Origin of the sequence: Wielerella bovis (assembly GCF_022354465.1) — a bacterium.
Taxonomy (GTDB): Bacteria; Pseudomonadota; Gammaproteobacteria; order Burkholderiales; family Neisseriaceae; genus Wielerella; species Wielerella bovis.
In genome coordinates, this window is record NZ_CP092361.1 from 2272434 (window position 1) to 2294361 (window position 21928).

General features: G+C 44.8%; 25 protein-coding genes. 18 read left to right on the top strand and 7 right to left on the bottom strand.

The genetic code is table 11. The features are described 5' to 3' along the window. The first annotated feature begins 9 nt into the window (after window positions 1-9). The 11 genes from MIS45_RS11165 to MIS45_RS11215 all read left to right on the top strand — a co-directional run bounded on the left by MIS45_RS11165 (window position 10) and on the right by MIS45_RS11215 (window position 8295). Window positions 10-1005 (top strand): major capsid protein, encoded by a 996-nt coding sequence (locus tag MIS45_RS11165; RefSeq protein ID WP_249450579.1) that lies wholly within the window; start codon window positions 10-12, stop codon window positions 1003-1005. A 4-nt stretch (window positions 1006-1009) separates the two neighbouring features. Further along, window positions 1010-1447: a gp436 family protein gene (locus tag MIS45_RS11170; RefSeq protein WP_249450580.1), complete on the top strand. Its 438-nt coding sequence runs from the start codon at window positions 1010-1012 to the stop codon at window positions 1445-1447. Next, window positions 1428-1916 carry a phage virion morphogenesis protein gene (locus MIS45_RS11175; protein ID WP_249450581.1) on the top strand — a complete coding sequence of 163 codons (489 nt, stop codon included), beginning with the start codon at window positions 1428-1430 and terminating at the stop codon, window positions 1914-1916. Before MIS45_RS11170 ends, MIS45_RS11175 begins: the two co-directional genes overlap by 20 nt. After that, window positions 1913-2380, top strand: coding sequence for a phage tail terminator protein (locus tag MIS45_RS11180; RefSeq protein WP_249450582.1), 468 nt, complete (start codon window positions 1913-1915; stop codon window positions 2378-2380). Before MIS45_RS11175 ends, MIS45_RS11180 begins: the two co-directional genes overlap by 4 nt. Before the next feature lie 2 nt (window positions 2381-2382). Continuing rightward, complete coding sequence (locus tag MIS45_RS11185) at window positions 2383-3141, top strand: phage tail tube protein (protein ID WP_249450583.1); 759 nt, start codon at window positions 2383-2385, stop codon at window positions 3139-3141. A gap of 84 nt (window positions 3142-3225) precedes the next feature. Continuing rightward, window positions 3226-5052: a hypothetical protein gene (locus tag MIS45_RS11190; protein WP_249450584.1), complete on the top strand. Its 1827-nt coding sequence runs from the start codon at window positions 3226-3228 to the stop codon at window positions 5050-5052. Window positions 5053-5067: 15 nt separating this feature from the next. Further along, entirely contained in the window at window positions 5068-6126 is a 1059-nt protein-coding gene (locus tag MIS45_RS11195; RefSeq protein ID WP_249450585.1) for a hypothetical protein, read from the top strand. A 23-nt stretch (window positions 6127-6149) separates the two neighbouring features. Further along, on the top strand, window positions 6150-6452 hold the full coding sequence (locus tag MIS45_RS11200; RefSeq protein WP_249441922.1) for an IS630 transposase-related protein: 303 nt from the start codon (window positions 6150-6152) through the stop codon (window positions 6450-6452). Between the two features lie 25 nt (window positions 6453-6477). Continuing rightward, complete coding sequence (locus MIS45_RS11205; RefSeq protein ID WP_249447679.1) at window positions 6478-6987, top strand: IS630 family transposase; 510 nt, start codon at window positions 6478-6480, stop codon at window positions 6985-6987. Between the two features lie 24 nt (window positions 6988-7011). Continuing rightward, window positions 7012-7674, top strand: a complete 663-nt coding sequence (locus MIS45_RS11210; protein WP_249450586.1) for a hypothetical protein — start codon at window positions 7012-7014, stop codon at window positions 7672-7674. A gap of 45 nt (window positions 7675-7719) precedes the next feature. After that, on the top strand, window positions 7720-8295 hold the full coding sequence (locus MIS45_RS11215; protein WP_249450587.1) for a hypothetical protein: 576 nt from the start codon (window positions 7720-7722) through the stop codon (window positions 8293-8295). A gap of 9 nt (window positions 8296-8304) precedes the next feature. Here the strand turns inward: MIS45_RS11215 and MIS45_RS11220 are convergent, their stop codons facing one another. Then, window positions 8305-8847, bottom strand: coding sequence for an IS630 family transposase (locus MIS45_RS11220; RefSeq protein ID WP_346766873.1), 543 nt, complete (start codon window positions 8845-8847; stop codon window positions 8305-8307). Continuing rightward, window positions 8840-9142 (bottom strand): IS630 transposase-related protein, encoded by a 303-nt coding sequence (locus tag MIS45_RS11225; protein ID WP_249441922.1) that lies wholly within the window; start codon window positions 9140-9142, stop codon window positions 8840-8842. Before MIS45_RS11225 ends, MIS45_RS11220 begins: the two co-directional genes overlap by 8 nt. A gap of 14 nt (window positions 9143-9156) precedes the next feature. Here MIS45_RS11225 and MIS45_RS11230 point away from each other — a divergent pair, with 14 nt between their 5' ends. The 7 genes from MIS45_RS11230 to MIS45_RS11260 all read left to right on the top strand — a co-directional run bounded on the left by MIS45_RS11230 (window position 9157) and on the right by MIS45_RS11260 (window position 18073). Beyond that, window positions 9157-9513, top strand: coding sequence for a hypothetical protein (locus tag MIS45_RS11230; RefSeq protein WP_249450588.1), 357 nt, complete (start codon window positions 9157-9159; stop codon window positions 9511-9513). Window positions 9514-9516: 3 nt separating this feature from the next. After that, complete coding sequence (locus tag MIS45_RS11235) at window positions 9517-9945, top strand: hypothetical protein (RefSeq protein WP_249450589.1); 429 nt, start codon at window positions 9517-9519, stop codon at window positions 9943-9945. 19 nt (window positions 9946-9964) lie between these two features. Further along, complete coding sequence (locus MIS45_RS11240) at window positions 9965-11746, top strand: hypothetical protein (RefSeq protein WP_249450590.1); 1782 nt, start codon at window positions 9965-9967, stop codon at window positions 11744-11746. Between the two features lie 5 nt (window positions 11747-11751). Continuing rightward, on the top strand, window positions 11752-11985 hold the full coding sequence (locus MIS45_RS11245; RefSeq protein WP_249450591.1) for a hypothetical protein: 234 nt from the start codon (window positions 11752-11754) through the stop codon (window positions 11983-11985). Between the two features lie 135 nt (window positions 11986-12120). After that, window positions 12121-16452 (top strand): phage tail tape measure protein, encoded by a 4332-nt coding sequence (locus tag MIS45_RS11250; RefSeq protein ID WP_249450592.1) that lies wholly within the window; start codon window positions 12121-12123, stop codon window positions 16450-16452. A gap of 35 nt (window positions 16453-16487) precedes the next feature. Further along, complete coding sequence (locus MIS45_RS11255; protein ID WP_249450593.1) at window positions 16488-16886, top strand: hypothetical protein; 399 nt, start codon at window positions 16488-16490, stop codon at window positions 16884-16886. A gap of 353 nt (window positions 16887-17239) precedes the next feature. Further along, window positions 17240-18073 (top strand): DNA adenine methylase, encoded by an 834-nt coding sequence (locus MIS45_RS11260; RefSeq protein WP_249450594.1) that lies wholly within the window; start codon window positions 17240-17242, stop codon window positions 18071-18073. 65 nt (window positions 18074-18138) lie between these two features. Here the strand turns inward: MIS45_RS11260 and MIS45_RS11265 are convergent, their stop codons facing one another. From MIS45_RS11265 to MIS45_RS11285, 5 genes are all read right to left on the bottom strand, one after another. Then, complete coding sequence (locus MIS45_RS11265; RefSeq protein WP_249450595.1) at window positions 18139-18552, bottom strand: hypothetical protein; 414 nt, start codon at window positions 18550-18552, stop codon at window positions 18139-18141. Between the two features lie 142 nt (window positions 18553-18694). Continuing rightward, window positions 18695-19048 (bottom strand): hypothetical protein, encoded by a 354-nt coding sequence (locus MIS45_RS11270; protein WP_249450596.1) that lies wholly within the window; start codon window positions 19046-19048, stop codon window positions 18695-18697. Window positions 19049-19243: 195 nt separating this feature from the next. Next, on the bottom strand, window positions 19244-20500 hold the full coding sequence (locus tag MIS45_RS11275; protein WP_249450597.1) for a hypothetical protein: 1257 nt from the start codon (window positions 20498-20500) through the stop codon (window positions 19244-19246). 72 nt (window positions 20501-20572) lie between these two features. Beyond that, window positions 20573-21139 (bottom strand): SPFH domain-containing protein, encoded by a 567-nt coding sequence (locus tag MIS45_RS11280; protein WP_249450598.1) that lies wholly within the window; start codon window positions 21137-21139, stop codon window positions 20573-20575. Window positions 21140-21158: 19 nt separating this feature from the next. Beyond that, window positions 21159-21404 (bottom strand): hypothetical protein, encoded by a 246-nt coding sequence (locus MIS45_RS11285; protein ID WP_249450599.1) that lies wholly within the window; start codon window positions 21402-21404, stop codon window positions 21159-21161. Window positions 21405-21928: the final 524 nt, after the last annotated feature.

Sequence of the window (21928 nt, forward strand, 5' to 3'; positions counted from 1 at the left end):
GAAAAAAATATGCCATTGAGTAATGAAAGCAAATTTTCCATGCAAGCGATGACCGAAGCGGTCAATGAATTGCCATCTCCTAAAACCCAAATTCGTGAATTGGGTTTGTTTGTGCCAAAGCGTTTGACCACAACTTATGTACGCATTGAACATCAAAATGGCGTTTTAACACTGGTTCAAAGCAAGCCACGCGGTAGCTCGGGTACGGCATCACAACCACGCGCTCGTCAAAAACGCAGCTTTGAAGTGCCACATTTGCCACGTGAAGACTTTATTCGTCCAGACGAAGTGCAAAATGTGTCTGAATTTGGTAATCCGAATAAAGCCCAAGCTGTTGATACAGTTGTATTGGAACGCTTGGAAGACATGAAATCCGATATTGTCTATACACGTGAACACATGATGTTGGGCGCATTGCTGGGCGATATTAAAGACGGCGATACAGGCGAAATTTTTTACAATATTTATGACGAATTTAAACTGAAACGTCAGGTATTTAACTGGAAATTAACTACTGCATCCACCCAAGTTGGGGCATTGATGGACGATACCAAACGCAAACTTCGCAAACACGCACATGGCGAAATTGTGAATGGTTTTATCGCCTTGTGTTCGCCTGAATTTTTTGACAAATTGAAATACCACAACAATGTCAAAGAGTTTGTCAAAGAAAAAGACAACGCGAAAGAATACCGCGAAGACAGTGGTGGTGAGTTTATTCACAACGGTGTGCGCTTCATTGAATACGATGGCGATTTTGGTGGTGGTAAAGCATCACACATTGAAGCAGGTAGTGCAATTTTATTGCCAAGTGGTACACGCAAAACTTTCCATGAATATTTCGCGCCAGCCGACACCAATTCTGCCGTAAATACCCTTGCCGAACTGATTTACGCACAACGCGAAAAATTGCCGTTAGACAAAGGCTGGCATTTGGAAGTGCAGTCCAATCCATTGCCTTTGGTGCTGCGTCCGAACTTGGTGGCAACGCTGAAAATGGAGTAAGCGCATGATTTCAGGCAGCCTGATTACCCAAGCGGATTTGGAAAAACGCTTTGGCAAGCTTGAATTGGCGAAATTGACCAGCCGACTGCATGACAAAGACATTACCCCCGCAGATGTTTTGCAAAAAGCCATTGATGACGCGGAAAGCGAAGCCAATGGCTATCTGCGAGCAGCAGGTTTTGTTGCGCCATTTTCGCTCGTGCCTGCTACTTTAAAAGTCAAAGTGTGCGACATTGCCCGTTGGTATTTGTACGAAAACGGTGTAACCGACATCGTAGAAAAACGCTACAAAAACGCAATTAGCTGGCTGAAAGACGTGATGAAAAATCCTGCCATGTTGGGTTTTGATGCAGACGGTGTGGAAGAGGTAAAAGCGAGCAACGGCATTGCCGTTATCCCCAATGAACCAGAGGAGTGGCGCAATGTTAAAGGTCTATTCTGACGATTTGGGCGAAATCGGCAAACTGCTCAACCGTGTTTCAGACAGCCTGAAAAACCCACAACCGCTTATGCGAAATATCGCTGTGATTTTGGAAAATTCAACGCGCCAACGCTTTGAAACCAAAATTGCGCCCGATGGCGAAAAATGGGCGGATTGGGCGGACAGCACCAAAGCGCATTATGCCCAAAAAGTGTATCGCAGCAAAAACAAAAAGCGTTATTTGTCGCACCTGAAACCACGTCCCAAAGAACGCTTGATGCGCGACAGTTCGCGTTTGCTACGCAGTATCACGCGCCACGCTACGGCACAAATGGCGCAAGTTGGCACAAATGTTGAGTATGCGCCCTATCATCAAACGGGTACGCGCAAAATGGTGGCTCGTCCGATGTTTGGCATTTCCAGCCAAGACCGCGTGGACATTCTTGATGAATTACAACGCTTTGTGAAACAACAATGGGAGCAAGCATGAAACCCAATTTATTGATGATTTTGCCTATTTTGAAAAACAGGCTGGCTGAAATGCCTGAAATTACCCACGTTCAAGGCGTTCAAGAATTGTCGCAATTGGCTGGCGAGCGTGAAATTCAGCCGTTGGACGGCACGGTTTATGTGGTGTTTGACGGCTCGCAACCGCTTACTAGTTCAAATAATCGCTTGAAACAAAAGAAAAAACGCCTGTCGTTTAGCGTGATTTTGGCAAAACAATTTTACGGCGCGGAAGACGTGCCACACGAAGACGAAAGCGTGGGCGAATTGCTGTATGCGATTTGTGCGAAATTGCAGGGCTGGCAGCCTGTAAACGACAAAAATCAGCCGATTACCACTTTGCCATTTGACGAAGTGCAAGCATTAGAGCCGATTTATTTTGACAATTTCGCGCTGTATCCACTTCGTTTTGAAACCGAAATTTTATCAACCTATTCAGGGGATTAAATATGCAACAACAAGAAGACAATGGTTTACTGCTTGTCGGCACGGGCTATGTCCGCAATCGCCGCATTTCAGGCAGCCTGAAAGAGCAAGTTGGCAATATGATTTCGCTCAAATTAAAAGCCAGTTCAGAAGCCAAAAGACGCATTTCGCGCATGAAAGAAAGCGCAGGCAGCGCGTTGGATAGTGTCAGCATTAAAGATGCGACCGAAGTGGTATTCGGTTCAGACACATTCAATAAATTGACTTTGGCGATGGCTTTATCGGGTAAATCAGTAGAACTGCCAAACGCTGCTCAAACCATTAATGATGAAGTAGTGGTAGTGAGTAAAAAGGGGGTATGGCTGGATTTGGCAAATATGAATATTGATGCCAGTACCGTTAGTGTGAAAAATGATTCTGATGACGATGTTGCTGAAACTGATATTGCAATCAATGAAACATTGGGTTGGATTTTGGTTAAAGAAAATTGTACCAATGTTGAGGATGAATCGGCAATTGAAGTTTCATACAAAACCAAAGACGGTGGTGGTATCCGCATTGAAGCCAATACCGAAAACGACTATGACCTTGAATTTTGGCTAGATGGCTTTAATCAAGCCAGTCAAAAAAACTTTGCGCTGTATATCCCTAGTATGGTAGTTGCCCCAACCAGCGAGATTGATTGGCTGGGTGATGGATATGCCAGCGCAGAATTTTCAGGTACATTGGTGTTGGCAGACGGTAAAAAAGTACCTTATATCTACCATGAATTTAACGCTTAATTTTGGGCGTTCAGGCTGCCTGAAAGCGTGAATAAGACGTTTTCAGGCAGCTTTTTAAATGCAGTTTAAAGGAAATTTTAAAACATGGGCAACTCACGCCAACAAACTACTCTAACCCAACAAGACCTACGCATCTACGCATCCGAACGCCTAACCGACACCCCCGATGGTGGCGGCGAAATGACATCACGCGCATTAACTGGCGCAGTCAATGAATTGTTTCCTGTGGTATCCGATTTTGCACGCGTAAACGGGCAAGTCAATGCCCGACAGGTGTATCCAGCGGTACTCAAGCCCATCGCCGCCGCCCTTTGGGGTGCAAACATGATTTTGGATGAGCCATCGCAATCGCCATATGTGTCGTATTTGCTGGCAGAGGCGGATTTTTACGGACAGGAACGCGCCAGCCTAATGGAACGATTGGAAGGCTATCGTGTGCCGATTACCGAAACGCGCATGACTTTGCTCGGATTACAACGCAGAGGCAGTCGTTTGGTGCAGGTTTATCAGCGAGAGAGTGTGGCATTGCCTGTTGTTGGTCAATGTTTTGCCTTGACGCAAATCGAAAACGGTAACCCGATTTACGAATTTTTCCGTGTGGAAAGCCTGACATCCAGTCTTCAGGTGTTTGAAGATGATAAAGGCGAATTTGTCCGCCGTGTGGTCAAAATGGTTACTCAATCGCCATTGGAACGCGATTTTCAAGGTTTAGACGAACCAAGTCGTTACCGTGTTCGTGCCGATGCTCGCGTATTGGACACGCAAATTGCCGATTCTGCTAAATATTATGGCATTAAACCACTTGCCGCGCCTGTGTTAGCAGGTTCAGCCAGCATCAAAGTGCCGAGTATTTATGAGCAACTCGTCCCTGTTTCCACCGTAGAAACGGCGATTGCGGACGATTGGGCTTCGGGTCGCTTGATGTGGATTGAAACCGCACCACGCAGAGTGGTGTATTCAGGCTATCGTTACATGAATTCAGGTAGCCTGTTTTTAGAAACCCCTGTTTTGCCAGCCTCAGTACAAATGGATGGCGGCTGGGAAGATGATGGTGCAGGCAGCCTGAAACGCGGTGAACAAATCCTGAACATTGATTATGCCAATGGCGTGATTTCAGGATTTAATGGTGTGCCAATCAACAGTGTTTCTGCGATTCCTGCAGTCCAAGTACGCAATTATGCTTATTCAGCCGTAGTGGAAATTAATGAAGTGAACATTGGCACAGAGTTTGCGCCTTTATTGCGCCCTAAACCTGCTAAAGGCAGCGTAGCAGCAGATTTTATTTCAGGTGGGGAGTGGTATCAGCTTGCCGATAATGGCGATAGTGTGTTGCGTGATGCGCAACAGCAATCTCGCGGACAAGTCAGCAAAAATGGCAGCGCAGTCGTTAGCCTACCTGTTTTGCCTGATGCCAATAGCCAATTGATATTAACGTGGGCGCCGCGTGATTTTTATAAAAACTTTGACGGCAGCGAAGCTGGCGAAGCGATATTACCGAGTAATTTGAGTAGTGTATTCAGGCTGCCTGAAACGCCCAAATCAAGCTTAAAACCGAACAGCATCCGTTTGACGTGGAACAATGGCACGGCACAAACCGCCAGCGACCAAAATGGCAAATTGTCGGGCGATGCGACAGGTTGGGTGGATTATGCCGCAGGTTTGATTTACCCCGATGCTGGTTTACGCGCTGCCGCCGTGCAAATTCGGGCGGAGCAATACATCGGCGCGATTATACGCAAAAATGCGTCTGTCAAAGACGGCGATGTGATGACCTTTTCGGCTGGCGCACGGATTCAGGCTGGCACATTAGCCATTAATATGCCCATTGGTCGCTTGGCTAAACCCAATGCGCAACCAGTCTATCCGACACCTAGTTTACCCACCCCACGCAGACTATCAACCAGTGTTTGATTGAATTGAGCAGTTATGAGTAAAGCAGAAGAATTAAGTTTAAATCAAATCCGCTTGTGCGATGACGGCAACGGCGGTTTGCTGTTGGACGGCGTAAAAATCAATGGCGCGAGCGTGGACTACGCTACGGGTGACATTCGTGTCCCTAAATCAGCTTTTAAAGGAAGCGTGGTCAGTCAAAATTATCAAGAAATGGTGTTGCAGCAAGGTGGTAAGCCATACGTAGCGGTTTCAGGCAGCCAAGTTTCGCAATCTGTGGACATTCTGGCACCGCGCGAAGCCAGTTTGTCGTTTATCAGTGCCGCTGACACACGTCCGATTGAAGATAGTGTCAGCATGGGCAGCCTCACATTTGATTTGCTGGCAAACATGGCGTATCCGCGTGCCATTGTGCCAAACAGTTGGGTGTTTGACATTGGTGGCAAGCGCATCATTGAACGCGACAGCACCTTGTACGAAACATGGGATGCACTCACAGGCACAGGCAAGGTAGTCGGACATATTAGTGATACAGGAATCTTGCATTTTAATAATATTTCTGTGGATTTACGCCCAGTTGTCAAAGTGCTGCAAGGCGTTTACACGCAAGGCGATTATCAAGTCAAACAGTTTTACGGTCGCACCGCGCTTGCGCCGATTAAGCCACAAAGTTTTACAGTTTATGCTGATTTAAGCGAAAGCGAAACCTTACAAGGACAATCGCAAGCAGATGAATCTATTTCAGGCAGCCTGAAAGGTAAAATGGCTTATAAAACAGGCTTTTTTAGCATTGAAAGCGAAAAGCCAATACCGCCCGATACTCTGCGCTACAACGCAGTCAGTCAATCCACCGTGCCAATCAATAGCCGCGAAGTAGGCATCAATCCCACGCGTTTACCGTCAGACGGCAAAGTACCGATTTTTAGACGTGGCGATTATGTCGTGATTACCAACAAGATAGTACAAGACATTGGCTCAGCGCACACGGCAGGACAAGTCATTCAATTAGAAAGACAAAACAATGACCGATTGTGTGTGGTAGATGCCAATGGCAAACACGTTTTGATGGACAAATATAGGTGTAGAATTAAATAAACGGTACACACAGGAGAACAGTTATGGCTTATTCACAAGATTATCGCCAAATGATTTTAGAAAAATTAAATTCGGGTTACAGCTACCGTGAATTGGCAGCGGAATATGGCATCAGTCGCAGTACCATTCAACTATGGAAAAAATGCATTGAACGTAAACCCTACCCCAAAAGAACCAATAAAATCAATGATGAATTATTGCGAAAAGACGTAGAACAATTTCCTGATGATTTTCAAAGAGAACGCGCTGTTCGCTTTAACTGTTCACAAAGAGCCATTGGTGTGGCACTTAAACGGCTAAAAATCACTCAAAAAAAAGATTCTTAAACACCCCAAAGCTCAACCCGAAACAATTGAACAATTTCTCTCATTAAAACAACAGTATGAGCAAGAGAAACGTCCTATTGTTTATATTGATGAAAGTGGTTTTAAAAACCAAACTTATCGTCCTTATGCCTATGCGCCAAGAGGACAAGTTTGTCATGGCAATCACAACTGGCAAATCAAAAACACAACCAATGCCATTGGCGCACTGTACCAAAATCAATTGATTGCAGTGGGTTTGTATGAATTCAGCATCAATTCAGATGTGTTTTATTCATGGGTTCAAAACGTTTTACTGCCACAATTACCACCTAACAGTGTTTTGGTTATGGATAATGCGACTTTTCACAAACGCCAGGACATTCAAGAGCTTATTGTTTTATCAGGGCATGTGATTTTATGGTTACCGCCATACTGTCCTGATTTGAATTTAATTGAGCACACTTGGGCTTGGATTAAACATTTACGTCAAGATTGGTTATTGGATTGCATTCACTCTTTGTTTTTTTATTTTACTTGGTTGTGTACCGAATTTTAATTTCTTTATCTATATTTAGACGATTTGGACGCAGGTACTTTGACATGGCAAACGCCACTGGATTTGTCGGATTATGAAATGCCACTTTCAGTTGTGCAACTTTGGCAAGAAGACAACAAAGTCGTAGATACCGATATTTCAGGCAGCCTGAAACTGCAAAATCCGATTTCACGCGATTATCCCGTTGAAAATACCTATATTTCCAGCGCGGTCAGCGGCGGCGATTTGATTTGTCGTGTCACCGAGCCATTTACCCAAGTGAACTGGACAGGCAAATGGCAAAACACGCCAGACGGCAATCCTGCTAAAACATCGCTCAACACCAAAGACTATCCCATTCGCGTTACATCGGACGGCACGGTAGACGGACGTTGGCGCATTGTATTCCGTGATGCCAATCAAATTGAAGTGTACGAAGAGAATATGGGCTTACTCTGGCGTGGCGATATTTTGGCGGACATTGCGCCCATTAATCCAGCGACCAATAAGCCGTATTTTACCTTGCCCAAACAAGCATTTGGCATAGGCGGCTGGGAGCAAGGTAACGTCATTCGCTTTAACACCGAAGGTACGTTGATGCCTGTATGGATTTTACGCGTGGTGCAGCCACATAAACTGCCACGCGGACAATCGCAAGCCAATTCATTTAGCGCGTGTTTGCGTGGCAATACCGAAGTGCTTGAATAATCACTTTTCAGGCAGCCTGAAACATATTTAAAGGAAAAAAACACCATGATTCACACCACCCCCAAAGCCGTAACCCTGTTTAGTAGTAAAGATACAGGCGCACCCAAACTCACCGCATCCGCAGGCAGCCTTAAAACCCTACTCAAAGCCTGTTTGGTGTCAGGCTACGGCGACAAACAGCCACTGGGCTGGGAAATGCCGTTTGAACAAGGACACGTTGCCGTGTTTCGCAGTAAAAGCCCCGAGTCCAACCGTCATTTTTTGCGCGTAGATAACGCCGCCGCAAAATTTGTTATTTGTGAAGGTTATTTGAATATGACTACTGCCAGCGCGGGTACAGGTAAATTTGCCTATAACAATAACTACGACCGTTTTGGTTATTGTGAGTATGACCGCAACGAACAGCCCAATTGGTGGTTGGTTGGACATGATAAAGCTTTTATGTTTATTGCTGCTAAACGCAGCTTAAACGATACCAGTATTTTATTTTTTGGCGATATCCCAAGTATCGTACCACAAGACACGGGCAATACAGTGCTATTTAGTAATTCATCAACATCTGAATATTTATCAACACGTTCATTAGGTTTTATAAACAGTTCTGATGATTGTTTATTATAGATAAAGAAATTAAAATTCGGTACACAACCAAGTAAAATAAAAAAACAAAGAGTGAATGCAATCCAATAACCAATCTTGACGTAAATGTTTAATCCAAGCCCAAGTGTGCTCAATTAAATTCAAATCAGGACAGTATGGCGGTAACCATAAAATCACATGCCCTGATAAAACAATAAGCTCTTGAATGTCCTGGCGTTTGTGAAAAGTCGCATTATCCATAACCAAAACACTGTTAGGTGGTAATTGTGGCAGTAAAACGTTTTGAACCCATGAATAAAACACATCTGAATTGATGCTGAATTCATACAAACCCACTGCAATCAATTGATTTTGGTACAGTGCGCCAATGGCATTGGTTGTGTTTTTGATTTGCCAGTTGTGATTGCCATGACAAACTTGTCCTCTTGGCGCATAGGCATAAGGACGATAAGTTTGGTTTTTAAAACCACTTTCATCAATATAAACAATAGGACGTTTCTCTTGCTCATGCTGTTGTTTTAATGAGAGAAATTGTTCAATTGTTTCGGGTTGAGCTTTGGGGTGTTTAAGAATCTTTTTTTTGAGTGATTTTTAGCCGTTTAAGTGCCACACCAATGGCTCTTTGTGAACAGTTAAAGCGAACAGCGCGTTCTCTTTGAAAATCATCAGGAAATTGTTCTACGTCTTTTCGCAATAATTCATCATTGATTTTATTGGTTCTTTTGGGGTAGGGTTTACGTTCAATGCATTTTTTCCATAGTTGAATGGTACTGCGACTGATGCCATATTCCGCTGCCAATTCACGGTAGCTGTAACCCGAATTTAATTTTTCTAAAATCATTTGGCGATAATCTTGTGAATAAGCCATAACTGTTCTCCTGTGTGTACCGTTTATTTAATTCTACACCTATAGCAAAAACATGGACAGGCGCAGAACAAACTGCGCGTGGTTCATTTAATAGCTTGACGCATCATAGCGGCGCAGGGGCTGTCTATCCCGATAAGATTTCAGGCGGCTTAACCGTCGCAGAAATGTGGATGTATGAGAAAGGAAATGGTGGGAATGACTACAACCTACGTTGCTTACAGCCTGCTTTGTTTAAATGCCAAAACAATCTGAAAGATTTGCAGGATGGCACGCCACTTAAATTAGATGCTACCGATGATGTGTTTTTAAAGTTCTGTTTATACGGAGATGCTCAACACTATCTGATTAATGCCAGCCATTGGGAAGCCTAAACCATGCCAAATTATCTCATCCCAAGAGGCGTATTGTGGGCGCCGTCCCCCAAACGTTCAGGCAATCATAAGCTTATTCAACGTGGCTTATGGTTTAAAAGTCCACCCAAACGCGCCTTATCCAAAACCTTGTTTAAACGGGGCTTTTTAACGCAAAGCCGCTTTTCGGGTAAAGGATTTATTGCGGGTACGAAAGGCGGTGTGGGCATTGTTACCGTCAATGGCAAACCAGCGCGGCGCAAAATCTTGTTACTTGACCAAGCCACCATGATTTGGGCGCGTAGCACATGGAGCGCACAAGACGGCAGCTATCGGTTTGAGCATCTTGATGAAACACGCGAGTTTTTGATTTTAGCGGTAGATAATTACAACAGCTTCTATCGCCCTGTGAGTTGGGACAAAATCAAACCCAAAATAGCCAGCGAAACATAATGTGAGACTAGGGGCAAACATGACTGATTTAAATTTGGATTTGAATGAGCTGCAAAACCATGTAGATGCTGCTCATTTGCCCCTTGCCTTTGGCGAAACCGATAAACCGCGCCCCATCCGCCGCTCGCCACCGTGTTATATATGGCGTGCGGTGTATTCGGACAGTTGTTTGATAGCACAAGAAAAAACCTTTGCTGAAAACGGCGCGAATGTGGCGCAATATTATCAAAATAGCGTTTCAGGCAGCCTGAATATTCAAAATACCTTTACTGCTCAAACCGCGCAACATGCTGAAATTCACGCACATTTGCATGATAAAACAGGCGAAAGTGAATTATTGTTCCATCACGGCAAAGGTTTCACATCGGCAGATGCGCATTTGAGTTCGTCTGTTATTGGACAAAATGGCTTGGATTATTTGCAGATTGCCTGCGCCCAAATCACATACAGCGGCGACATTAAATTGCGCGGCTGCCTGAAAAACCAAAACATCGGGCAAAACCTTGTTTCATCACAAGCAATCCACGCAAATGGCACACACGTTTCAGGCAGCCTGAAACACCCATATGGACACAGCGTGCAACCACCGTGTTATTGGCGCGACATTCCGCTTGATGACACTTCATCACAAGGCACAGATTATCCCTGCGGTAAACGTCCCGATGCTGCCCATTTACCATTGGAATTTGACCAACTCGCCAGCGAAATAGACAGCGCACACATTCCCCTGCCGTTTGCCTGCACAACCGAAAACTTTATCCCCAATTTACCGACTTATATTATGCTCAATGAAATCAAAGCCACCGCCAATGGTCGCACCTTATCGCCCTTCTCCGCCAGCATTTCTGCCACAATGGACGGCTATTGTTGGCTCGGCGAAGTGTCGTTGCCGCCTGATGATTTTGCCGCGCTGGAACTGGATAAACGCAATCAAGGCAATGAATTAGAAATTGAATTGACCCTTAATGGCGAAAAGTTTGTCTTTCTCGCCGAACAGGTTAGCGATGGTCGCCAATTTGGACAAAAATCCTATACCGTCAGCGGTCGCAGCGCAACAGCGCATTTGGGCGCGGATTATGCCCAAATCCAAAATGGCGTGGTTAATCAAAAACTGTACGCGCAGCAAATCGCCGCTGCTGTGTTGTATAACACAGGTTTTACGATTGGCGATTGGCACACCGTAGATTGGCTTGTCCCTGAAAATGTCTATTCCTTGAATGACAAAACGCCGATTGCCGTGTTGCAAGACATCGCAACGGCGGCAGGTGCATTTTTAGTAAGCGACCCAAGCGAGCGCAAAATCCACGTTCAAGCACGCTGGAAAAAAGCTGCGTGGGAAATTGGCACAGCCACAGACGGCACAGCAGATGTACGCTGCCCAGCCGACATCATCATTAAAATCAGCGGACAAAAACAAGTGCAAACACAATACAAAAGTGTGTTTGCCTATCCCACTCATGAACTCAATGATGCAGGGCTGATTTACCGTTCAGGCAGCGACAAAATGCCACAAGCTCCGATGTTAAGCCATGCGCTGTATACCGAGAGCAAGGTACAACGTGCCGCAGGTTTAGCGGCATTGAGCGACAGCGGTGTACACAAAACCGAAACGGTAGAAATCGCACCGCCATCGGCAAAATACGCTGTGCCGCGTGCCAAGTTGGGGCAAATTTGGCGATTTGATGAACCCGATGGCGCATGGTTTGGTGTCATCACAGGCGTGAAATTAACTGCCAGCGTGGAAAACAACGCACCCAAAATCAGCCAAACGCTGACGGTGGACAGGTATTTAGGAGATTGATAAAGATGAATTTATTCAAACAACTCAATGCCTTGTTTGCCAAACCCACACGCTCGGTGGCGAAAATCACGCATATTCGCAGCGATGGCACACTTGAAGCGGAAACGGTGTTTGGTAAAAACCAAGTGCTGTTGCGTGGACAAGGGTATGAGTTAGGGCAGAGTGTGTTTTACGATACCAAAACTGGGCAGGTGTTGGAGAGTGCGCCGCAGGTGGGGTTGGTGGAGATGGATGTTTAAAACGGTTTTAAATATCTTTTAAAAGGCGGTTGGCTGACCATCCAACCGCCTTTTGTATTGAAGTGCTGTATGTCATAAGCCATTATTTAATCATAGATAATCTGTCATTATATCCAAATTGTATTTAGGTAAAATATGACAGATTCAATCATTAAAGCAGGCATACAAATCAGTACCCAAGTGGGTGGAGGCGAACAAATTGACAAACTGGTCAAAAGTATTGCCGAGACATCTGATGAAACCAGTCAGTTAAGCCAAGAAGCGCAAAAATTAGCGCAAGAATGGCAAAAAGCACAGCAAAATACTGCTTTAATCACTCATTACAAAACGGTTAAAAGCAGCTTGGCAGACAATCGTGAAGAAATCGCGCATACAGAGCAGCAATTACGCAAACTGGATGCGCAAATGTCCAATGGGAAAACCAAAGAACAACAACAGCAATTTAATCAATTAAAAGAGAAATTGGTTCAACTCAATCAGCAAAAACGCGCATTGAGTGAGAACCTACGCCAAACCAGCATTGCCATGAATGAGGCAGGCATTTCAAGCAAGCATTTGGCAAACAATCAAAAATATTTTGCCGACCAAGCCCAAAAAACTGAACAAAAACTCCAAGAACTCAATCAACAAGCGCAAAAAACCCAGCAAATCGCCCAATCCAAAGCCATTTTGGGCATGGATGTGGACGACCGCGCTCGCAAAGAAATTGTTGAATTGGATAAAGCCTTTGCCGATTTAAAGCGCAATGGTGGCTTATCACAAGTGGAATTGGCACGTGCTGCGCAATTACACGCAAAAAAAGTGGGCGAAATTGAGCAATCTTTACAGCGTGTTAAGCCCACTTTGGGCGAAGTAGCGCAAAGTGTGGGCGGTTTGGCAAGTCAGGCAACGGGTTTGACCTATCTTGCCAAGCAAGCCATGAGCTTTGAGACGGCGATGGCTTCGGTTAAAAAAGTAACCGATGGCACACCTGAACAATACGCAAAATTATCCAGCGAAATCAAAACAATGGCTGGCGAATTGGGCGTATTACCTGCGGAATTAGCTGAAATTGCTGCCGCTGGTGGTCAAGCCAATGTTGCGCTGGAAGAGTTGCCGAAATTTACCCGAATGGCAGCAGAAATGGCGGTTGCGTTCAAAATCCCAGCCGAACAAGCTGGCGATATGGCAGCCAAAATTGGCAATGTGTTCCAAATTCCGATTAGCAAAGTCGGCGAATTAATGGATGCGGTCAATGTGCTGGGCAATAATACCGCTGCCAAAGAAGCCGAAATTTCCAATGTTTTAATGCGGATTGGTGGCAATGCGAAACAATTTGGCTTGGTGGCGGAAGAGGCAGCTGCATTGGGCGCGGCGTTCATCAGTTTGGGTAAAGCCCCCGAAGTCGCTGGCACGGCAATTAACGCACTTTTGACAAAATTGCAGACTTCTACCGAGCAAGGAGCAGATTTTAAAAATGGCTTGCAAGACATTGGCTTATCTGCGCAAGAAATGGCGGATAATATTGCTGCCAATCCACAGGCTGCACTAACCGATTTCTTGCAACGCATTGAACAGTTAGACAAACAATCGCGCAGTATTGTATTGACGAAAATGTTTGGTGCAGAATACAGTGATGATTTGGCATTGCTTGCAGGCAGCCTGAAAACTTATGAAGATGCGCTCGCCCATGCAACCGATAAAGCCCAAACATTGGGTGCCATGCAAGAAGAAGTCAATAAATCTCTACAAACGACTGAAAGCAAAATCAATCAAACTAAATCTGCCATGTCATCCGCAGCAGCAACGGTGGGCGAAGCATTGTTACCTGTGTTGCGTTTTGCAGCGGAAGGTGCAGGTGGTGTGGCAAATGCGATTGATATGATTGCTAGCAAATATCCATTGTTGGCGCAACTTGCCGTCATTTTTGCAGGTGGCAAAGTAGCGGTAGCAGCCTATCAGTTGGCAGTCAAAATGGCTGGCACGGAAAGTGTTACTGCGATGACCAAAACAGACGCATCTGTCAATAAAGTACGAGCTTCGCTTAAAGGCGCAGCAGTAGATGCCAAAATTTTTGGTATGTCTATGCAATCCGTTCATGGTGCAGTGGGCAAATTAGGGACTGGTTTGGGCGGTTTGGCAAATAATGCAGCCATGTTGGGCGCGGCATTTGTTGGCGGTTTTGGCATGGGTGAAGCCTTGTATCAAGAGTCGGAAATGGTGCGTTGGGCTGGCGATAAAATCGCAGCCGTATTTGCAGGAATACATTCTTTGGCAACAACGGGTTCGTTAGACCAATACCGCGAAAATTTCCGCACTTACGCGGAAAGTGAAAAAGAACTGGCTGAATTGAAACGCCAAACTGCGCTTGAAGAACAGAAAAAAGCCGAAGCCGCCAAACAAGCATCAGCCGAGCAAGCCCAACAAATCCGCGCATTAACCGAAACTTACCGCGCTCAACAAGCGCAATATCAAGGCAATGAACAAAGTCTGCGCGTTTTAACCGCTGCTGGTAAAGAAAACGGTGTGATTGCTGAACAGTTGCGTGAACAAAATAAACAACTGGAACAACAACTTGCCAAAACCAAAGACGAATTAAGCAGCCTGAACGCCAATATTGCCGATACATCGCCTTTGGCAAAAAACCGTCAAGCCTTACAAGATTTGGGTTTATCAGCTGAACAAGTTGCCACAGGTATTTCGCAAGCGGCGCAAAAGTCGTTGGATGATTTTAAGTTGGCAGCACAAGGCTTTGGCAATGATGCAGACGCAATGGCACAAATCTTTCAGGCTGCCGTTAAAAAAATGGACACGCCCGAAGCCTTATCCGAATTAAAACAAAGTCTAAATGAAGTAGGACAAGAAGCAGGTTTAACCGCTGAACAAATCAATCAAATTGCACAATCTGCACCACAAGCAGGTTTGGGTTTGGCACAAATCAGCAAGCCTTTGGGCGAAGCCGAAGCAGCCGCTACTGCTTTGGGCATTGAATTGCAAAATGCATTTTCAGGCAGCAGTCCTGCCATGCAAACCGCGTTAAGTCATTTCACAACTTTGCGCGGTCAGCTTTCTGAATTGGCAGCGCAGGGGTTGGATACTGGTTTGATTGTACAGCAAAGTTTGTCCAAATTAACCGAAACCGCACAAAATCAAGCTGATATTGATGCGCTGAAACAAGCCATTCAGGGTTTGGGTCAATCGGGCGCATTGAGTTTACAAGAAGTAGAACGCGCTATTTTGGCAACCGATGTGCGTTTACAAGAACTCAAAGGCACAATAGACCCGACCGAAGCGGCTTTTAAAAAATTAGGCATTCAAAGCAAAGAAAGTCTGCGTTTGGCAGCCGAAGAAACACGTCTTGCCTTTGAAACTGTGAAAGCAAGTGGCAATGCCACTTCTGCGGATTTAAAAGCTGCATTTGAACGCACCGCCGATGCGCTATTAGCAAGCGGCGATGCCAATCAACGCGCATGGGTAGAAAGTCAAGCCGCTGCCTACAACTACAAGGTTGCGGTAGATGAGACAGGCAAAGCCAATTTACAAGCAGCGGAAAAAACCGTGCAAGCAGCGCAAACCCAAGTGGCGGCGCACAATCAAGTCGCCCAAGCTGCACAGCAAGCGGCGCAAAGTGTTGAAAAAAGCAGCGAGAAAGCCAGTCAAAGCATGGAACAGCAAGGCAAACGCTTGTCTGATTTTGCGACAAAAGTGGACTATACCTTACGCCAAACAGGGGCTTATTTCCACATGGGTACAGCCGCATGGCAAGGTGTTTTGCGCGATGTGCAAGATATGTACATCGGCATCAATCAAGCGATTAAGCAACTGAATGACGATACTGAAAACGGCGGAAACATCGCCATGTCATTGGCAAAAGCCGAAGCCTACGCCATTTCTAATGCACATAAATTGGACAACGTTACATTGAACAACCTCAATCAAGCGATTGATAAAGCCAAACAGAAAATGGCGCAGCTTGCCCAAGAGGCTGCCAATGCACGAGCAGCTGCTGAAAAAGAATTATTGAGCGCGCAAGGACGTGATGATGAAGTAGCACGCTTGGAGCAGCAACAAAAAATTGAACAACTGCGTAAACAGCAAGCCGCTGCACAAAAATCAGGTAACCGTGATGCCGTGCAAGACTTTGAGGCGGCGATTGCGGCAAGCAACAAAGCATTTGAAGAACGATTGCGCCGCGAAGCCGCACAGCGCGAACAAGCGCGTTTGGAAACCGAACAACGTGAACGCGAAAAAGCCGAACAGCAACGTCAGCGCGAGCTTGAAAAGCAGCAACGCGAACAAGAACGCCTTGAACAACAACGTCAGCGTGAATTGGAAAAACACATTTCCACTCAATCGGTTCAAGTCAATGTGCAAACAGATTTCAGTCGTTTAAGTGCGGCGATACAAAAACGCGATGATGTTATTGCCGATGCTGCTGCACAAAAATTGTTAAATGAATTGGAACAGTCCATTTTACAACAACGTTAAAACCCATTCAGGCAGCCTGAAAAGGAAAAAAACATATGGATTTGATTTTAAAAAGAAATGATACACAAGAAACAGTTGAATTGCCACAAGATTTACGTTGGATAGATGAGCATGATTGGAGTGCCATCGCGCAAACATCGCCCGAACGCACTTTGTCGGGTAGCCAAATTATTCAGCAAGGAATAAAGCAATCAGGTCGCCCGATTACTTTATCAGCGGACAATGTGTGGCTACCTTTATCAACGGTTCAGAAGTTGCGTGATTGGACAGATGTGCCTGAATTGAAAATGACCTACATACATTATGATAGTCGGGCATTCCAAGTGATTTTTGCGCTGCACGAACAGGCATTGAAAGCCGAGCCTGTGCATTTCACAACCCCTGAATTAGGTAGTGAACACTACATTGCCACAATCAAATTATTAACGGTTTGAAGTGCTTGTTGTTAAAAAGAAAAACACCGCTTGATACAATGGCGGTGTTTTAAGCAAGACGGCAACGCGGACGGTGCGCATACCGTTTGTTCCGCGCTTACATCAGCAGAACCAGCCTGCGTCAGTGTGCCGCCACCTAGCTAGGCGGTGCGATTTTATCACTAACGCACAAGGTAAATCAATGAATCCCTTATTTTGTAAGGCTTGCAGCCGTAAAATTGGCGAAGCGACAGGCATTTATCGCATTGCGATTCAATGTCGCAGATGCAAACATTTAAACCAATTTCAGGCAGCCTGAAACTTATTTTTTAACCCAGCGTACCCATGCGTACCCAAACCGAAAGTGAGTACGCATGAACTACACCCAAGCACCCCTGCCTTTCACGGGGCAAAAACGCCGATTTTTAAACCACTTTAAAACCCTTTTAAAACAGCATATTCCGAATGATGGCGAGGGCTGGACGATTGTTGATGCCTTTGGCGGCTCGGGTTTGTTGGCACACACCGCAAAACAAGTTTTGCCAAACGCTCGCGTGATTTACAATGACTTTGACGGCTACACGGATAGATTGAAAAATATCAATGATACCAACAAATTACGCACCATTATTGCTGATTTACTGGCACATTATCCGCGCAATCAAAAGCTGCCTGAAACGCTGAAAAAGACCGTTCAGGCTGCCTTAAACAGTTTTGGCGGCTATATTGATTTGGATTGTGTCGCCAGTTGGCTGTTGTTTAGCGGTCGCCAAACAACGGATTTGCATGATTTAATCCACAATCACACCTATTACAACGGTGTGCGATTAAGCGATTATCCCAGCGCGGACGGCTATTTAGACGGCGTGGAAATCGTCAGCAAGTCGTATCACGAATTGCTGCCCGAATTTCAAAATCATTCAAAGGCTTTGCTTGTACTTGACCCACCTTATATTTGCACCGCGCAGGGTAGTTACCGCAAAGCTGGTTATTTTGGCATGGTTGAATTTTTACGCTTGATGAGATTGGTGCGACCGCCGTTTGTATTCTTCTCATCAACGCGGAGCGAATTGCTTGATTATTTGGATTTTGTGATTGGCGACAAAGCCGAAGGTTGGCAGAATTTACAAGATTATCAAAAGATTAGCGTTCACGTTACCATGAACAAAACCGCGCAATACGAAGACAATATGGTTTACAAATTTTAGGCAGCCTGAAAGTGAAAAAAAACCGTTTCAAATCATTATGGTGTGATTTGAAACGGCAATCTGTTTTAATGGGCTAAATGCAGCAACATAATCCAATAAGGGCGTGTGCTGGGTTTTTTCGTCCGCTGATATTCTTCTAAATATTCGTAATAGCTGTATTCTTGTTCAATCCAAATATCGGCTATTTGTTCAATGGCTTGATTGAAATTGTGGCATTGTTCATAGGCGGCTAATACATCTTGCCCGAATTGATAACCGTCCGAACTATCAAGGAAAAAACCGATGTGTTTGTGTAAACTACTTGCAACATATTCCGAGTGGCTTAATACGTCAGCGATTTGCTTGATGGCGTGTGTAAAAAGACGGTGGGCTTGTTTGTGGGCTTTGCGTTGGTTACCATTGGTTTCTTTCAGGCTGCCTGCAAGCATCAGGCTGTAAAAGCTGTGTTCTAAATTTTCACTGTAAATACCGTATACCATGATGATTTCCTTGTACTTTGTTGTTTAAGTAGGCGTATATTGCCGTACTTCGCACACAGAGCCAAGCAACAATAGTGCTATTTGGGAAATGACAAAACCCATGCAAAAAAGCATGAGTTTAGCGTGGTATTAGCAAAATGGATTAAATCATTAAATCCACACTTAACATCATAATTAACCCATTTAGATAGGGGGTATTTGTGGGTAAACCCATGCCTTTTACAGCACTACCAAGTTGCCAAGTTTGCCATTTTTGAACCGTTTCGTAGATGGCGGTGTGTGCAGTTTTATCGTTCCTAATGAGACAAACCACATCATCAGCAAAATGGCGACCGTGTCGGCTATCCAAAAAGATGGCAATATCTTCTAGATGTTCTTGAGTGGCTTGATGGATTTGTTGAATGGCAATGTCCCAAAGGGATTGGGCATTTAAGCCTACAATCGCACAAGTACCATAAAAGCCATAGGTTTCGTTTTGGGTATGAGGAATTTTCATTTGTGTGCCTTGTGTTGTAAAGTTGATAAGGCGATATTGCCGTACTTCACACCACGAGCCAAGCAACAATAGTGCTATTTGTGGGAATGACAAAACCCACGTGGAAACGTGGGTTTGCTGATGCAAAAAACAGTACAAATTGCATAAAAAATGATGCAAAAGCTGATACAATTTGGTGCGAAAGTTGGCGCGAACTTACATTTCTGCGATTTGTCGGGCGCGTTCATCGGCATTTTGTGATAAACCGCTGGCTTTGCCCATGCAAATATCTACGCCATTGCTTGCGCCAATCAACCATAATTCGGATTGTTCGCAAGCAACGCCGATAAAATTGCGTGCTGAATAATCGTTTTCAGGCTGCCACATCAATATTTTGTTTAATTGATAGAGTGTCAAAACATCGGTTTGGGCGTGATAAACCAATTTGCGCGAAGAAAACGCGGTTTGCCACAGCATAAAAATAACCGATAGCAATACTACCGCCATGGATAATGGCAGCAAGATATTGAATCCATCATCAAAACTAATTTTGCTGATGATTGTGCCACTAATTGCCAATATCAGTACGCTCCAAAAAATATATTTGGCGCGCGAAAATAAGACAAATTCGCCTGAATGTCGTTGGGCAGATTCATTGCGGCTGGGGGTGTTGGGTATATTGTGCGTTTGTCGAATGGCGCGTAAATATTGCATACGATTGCGCCACATTTTCCATGTTTTCAGGCTGCCTGAAAGGGCGTATAAACACAGGAAACTGGCAATACTCCAAGCGACTGTGGATAAAAGTGGCTCTTTGTTGGCAAAAAATTGCGCCATATGCCAGCTAATTGCCAAGCAAATCGCTGCCCATATCACGCGCCCAATGATGACGCCAAGTGGTGTATTAGGCGGTAGGGCAGCCTGAAAACGTGTCGGATTGGCATCGCGTATTATTTGGCGCGGCGTGTCCACAATATTGATGCTTAACACGGGCAGTTGCGAGATTTTAGCGACTTTTTTCTGCAAAGTTGCGACTTCATGTAAACTGCCTTTGTTTGGCGCGATGCGGTCAATTTGCAAAATTTCTGCGCCATTGTGTCCCAGCAAAAACACGCGTCCATATTGCGCTTCGCCCGCATAATAAACTTCTTCTGCCGCCACGCCTACAAATTGGCTGATGAGATAATATTGCGACACTTGCCAGCGCATCGGTTGCCATGTACAGCGTAAAAATTGCTGTTGTTGTGCATCATAACGAATGATTTCGCAATGATTCATGGCGCGGCATAAAAAATAAGCCGATGTCAAAACCATGCCGAGCAGAATCAAGCCAAATATTACAGCAATTGGATGGGTTATATTGCCGTCCAGCCATATATCCATCGTATAAAACGCAAAAAATATACTGCTGATTATGACAATCGGGACAAGATTGGTAATTTTTTCAGGGAAAAAAGTGGTGTATTGCCGCATGATTGTTCTTTCAAACAAATAATTTGTAAATTATTTCAGGCTGCCTTGACACAAAAGGCAGCCTGAAAAACATCAATCCCCACTTACATTCAACACAGGCGCAGCATTTTCTTCGCTCAACAACACCGTCATCATATTGGTAACCAATTTGGCTTTTTCGCTATCACTCATGTTCACAATGCCGCGTTTTTCCAATTCCTTAACCGTGCCGCCGACCATGCTAATCGCACCACGCACCAAAGTTTGTCGCGCCAAAATAACCGCTTCTGCTTGCTGACGGCGCAACATGGCTTGCGCGATTTCAGGCGCGTATGCCAAATGCGTAAAACGTACTTCATCAATCGCAATGCCCGCCAATTCCACACGCTCTTGCACCATGTTTTCAAAACGCTTGATGATGCTTTCCGAATTGCCCGACAAACTATCGCTGTTGCCATCATTGGTGTAGGGATAATGCGTGGCGAGTGTCCGCAATGCGCTTTCACTTTGAATTTGCAGGAAACTGTACACATTTTCCACGTCCAACACGGCAGCGGCTGGATTTTCAATGTGATACACAATCGCAGCGGCAATTTCAATCGGCGTGCCAGAGGCATCGTTTACTTTCAGCGTGGCGGTAACGTAATTGCTGGTTTTCAAAGAAACCGTTGTGGTGCTGTTAAAATCCCGAACGTGGCAAAACTCCTGCGTATTTGCCGAATAATGTGCCGACCAAAGCCGTATTCGGTTGAATGGTGCGAAAACGGGTCAAACAATACAATAAAGGTACCAAGACAAAAGTGCTGCCAATGCTGCCTGCAAAAAATCGGAACACCAAAAATAAGGCGACACACACCAAAATCGCTGCCATCACAAAACCATTGAAATGTGGCATTTCGTATTTGGAACTTTGGGCTTGGCTCATATTGATTCCTTTCGCAAATAAATTCATCAAAATAAACCGAATTATACATGTAAAACCTGTTTTCAGGCTGCCTTACGGTACACGATACAAATCTTTAAATATGACCTGAAATCGGTTCTCTCCCACGCTGGCGGGGGAGGGTTAGGGTGGGGATGGCTCGTTGATTTTCAGCAAAATAAATTTGTTTTCACAGATTCCCCCCACCCTAGCCTTCCCTCGTTTAGACGGGTAAGGGGACGAATTCATGGTTATTTCAAAAAATTGTCGTGTACTGTAAAGCAGCCTGAAACTTGTGGATAAATCTGCACAACAACATGACTTATCCACACGCTGCATAAATTTTCAGCTATAATGCCAACATCTTGATGCTTGAATATAGTCGTTTAAAATAAAAATAATGCAGCGTTGATGTACTTAGGTGTACGCAGCGGTCGCTGTTACCTTGTCTTATTTCTATTTTAAACGACTATAAATATTGAATAATAAAACATTGATTAAAAATCATTAACCCATGCGAGAACGTC

What these genes read in the sequence shown, in the direction of transcription:
- MIS45_RS11165 (WP_249450579.1), top strand. Translation starts at nt 10, where the DNA reads ATGCCATTGAGTAATGAAAGCAAATTTTCCATGCAAGCGATGACCGAA.
- MIS45_RS11170 (WP_249450580.1), top strand. Translation starts at nt 1,010, where the DNA reads ATGATTTCAGGCAGCCTGATTACCCAAGCGGATTTGGAAAAACGCTTT.
- MIS45_RS11175 (WP_249450581.1), top strand. Translation starts at nt 1,428, where the DNA reads ATGTTAAAGGTCTATTCTGACGATTTGGGCGAAATCGGCAAACTGCTC.
- MIS45_RS11180 (WP_249450582.1), top strand. Translation starts at nt 1,913, where the DNA reads ATGAAACCCAATTTATTGATGATTTTGCCTATTTTGAAAAACAGGCTG.
- MIS45_RS11185 (WP_249450583.1), top strand. Translation starts at nt 2,383, where the DNA reads ATGCAACAACAAGAAGACAATGGTTTACTGCTTGTCGGCACGGGCTAT.
- MIS45_RS11190 (WP_249450584.1), top strand. Translation starts at nt 3,226, where the DNA reads ATGGGCAACTCACGCCAACAAACTACTCTAACCCAACAAGACCTACGC.
- MIS45_RS11195 (WP_249450585.1), top strand. Translation starts at nt 5,068, where the DNA reads ATGAGTAAAGCAGAAGAATTAAGTTTAAATCAAATCCGCTTGTGCGAT.
- MIS45_RS11200 (WP_249441922.1), top strand. Translation starts at nt 6,150, where the DNA reads ATGGCTTATTCACAAGATTATCGCCAAATGATTTTAGAAAAATTAAAT.
- MIS45_RS11215 (WP_249450587.1), top strand. Translation starts at nt 7,720, where the DNA reads ATGATTCACACCACCCCCAAAGCCGTAACCCTGTTTAGTAGTAAAGAT.
- MIS45_RS11225 (WP_249441922.1), bottom strand. Translation starts at nt 9,142, where the DNA reads ATGGCTTATTCACAAGATTATCGCCAAATGATTTTAGAAAAATTAAAT.
- MIS45_RS11235 (WP_249450589.1), top strand. Translation starts at nt 9,517, where the DNA reads ATGCCAAATTATCTCATCCCAAGAGGCGTATTGTGGGCGCCGTCCCCC.
- MIS45_RS11240 (WP_249450590.1), top strand. Translation starts at nt 9,965, where the DNA reads ATGACTGATTTAAATTTGGATTTGAATGAGCTGCAAAACCATGTAGAT.
- MIS45_RS11245 (WP_249450591.1), top strand. Translation starts at nt 11,752, where the DNA reads ATGAATTTATTCAAACAACTCAATGCCTTGTTTGCCAAACCCACACGC.
- MIS45_RS11250 (WP_249450592.1), top strand. Translation starts at nt 12,121, where the DNA reads ATGACAGATTCAATCATTAAAGCAGGCATACAAATCAGTACCCAAGTG.
- MIS45_RS11255 (WP_249450593.1), top strand. Translation starts at nt 16,488, where the DNA reads ATGGATTTGATTTTAAAAAGAAATGATACACAAGAAACAGTTGAATTG.
- MIS45_RS11260 (WP_249450594.1), top strand. Translation starts at nt 17,240, where the DNA reads ATGAACTACACCCAAGCACCCCTGCCTTTCACGGGGCAAAAACGCCGA.
- MIS45_RS11265 (WP_249450595.1), bottom strand. Translation starts at nt 18,552, where the DNA reads ATGGTATACGGTATTTACAGTGAAAATTTAGAACACAGCTTTTACAGC.
- MIS45_RS11270 (WP_249450596.1), bottom strand. Translation starts at nt 19,048, where the DNA reads ATGAAAATTCCTCATACCCAAAACGAAACCTATGGCTTTTATGGTACT.
- MIS45_RS11275 (WP_249450597.1), bottom strand. Translation starts at nt 20,500, where the DNA reads ATGCGGCAATACACCACTTTTTTCCCTGAAAAAATTACCAATCTTGTC.
- MIS45_RS11285 (WP_249450599.1), bottom strand. Translation starts at nt 21,404, where the DNA reads ATGAGCCAAGCCCAAAGTTCCAAATACGAAATGCCACATTTCAATGGT.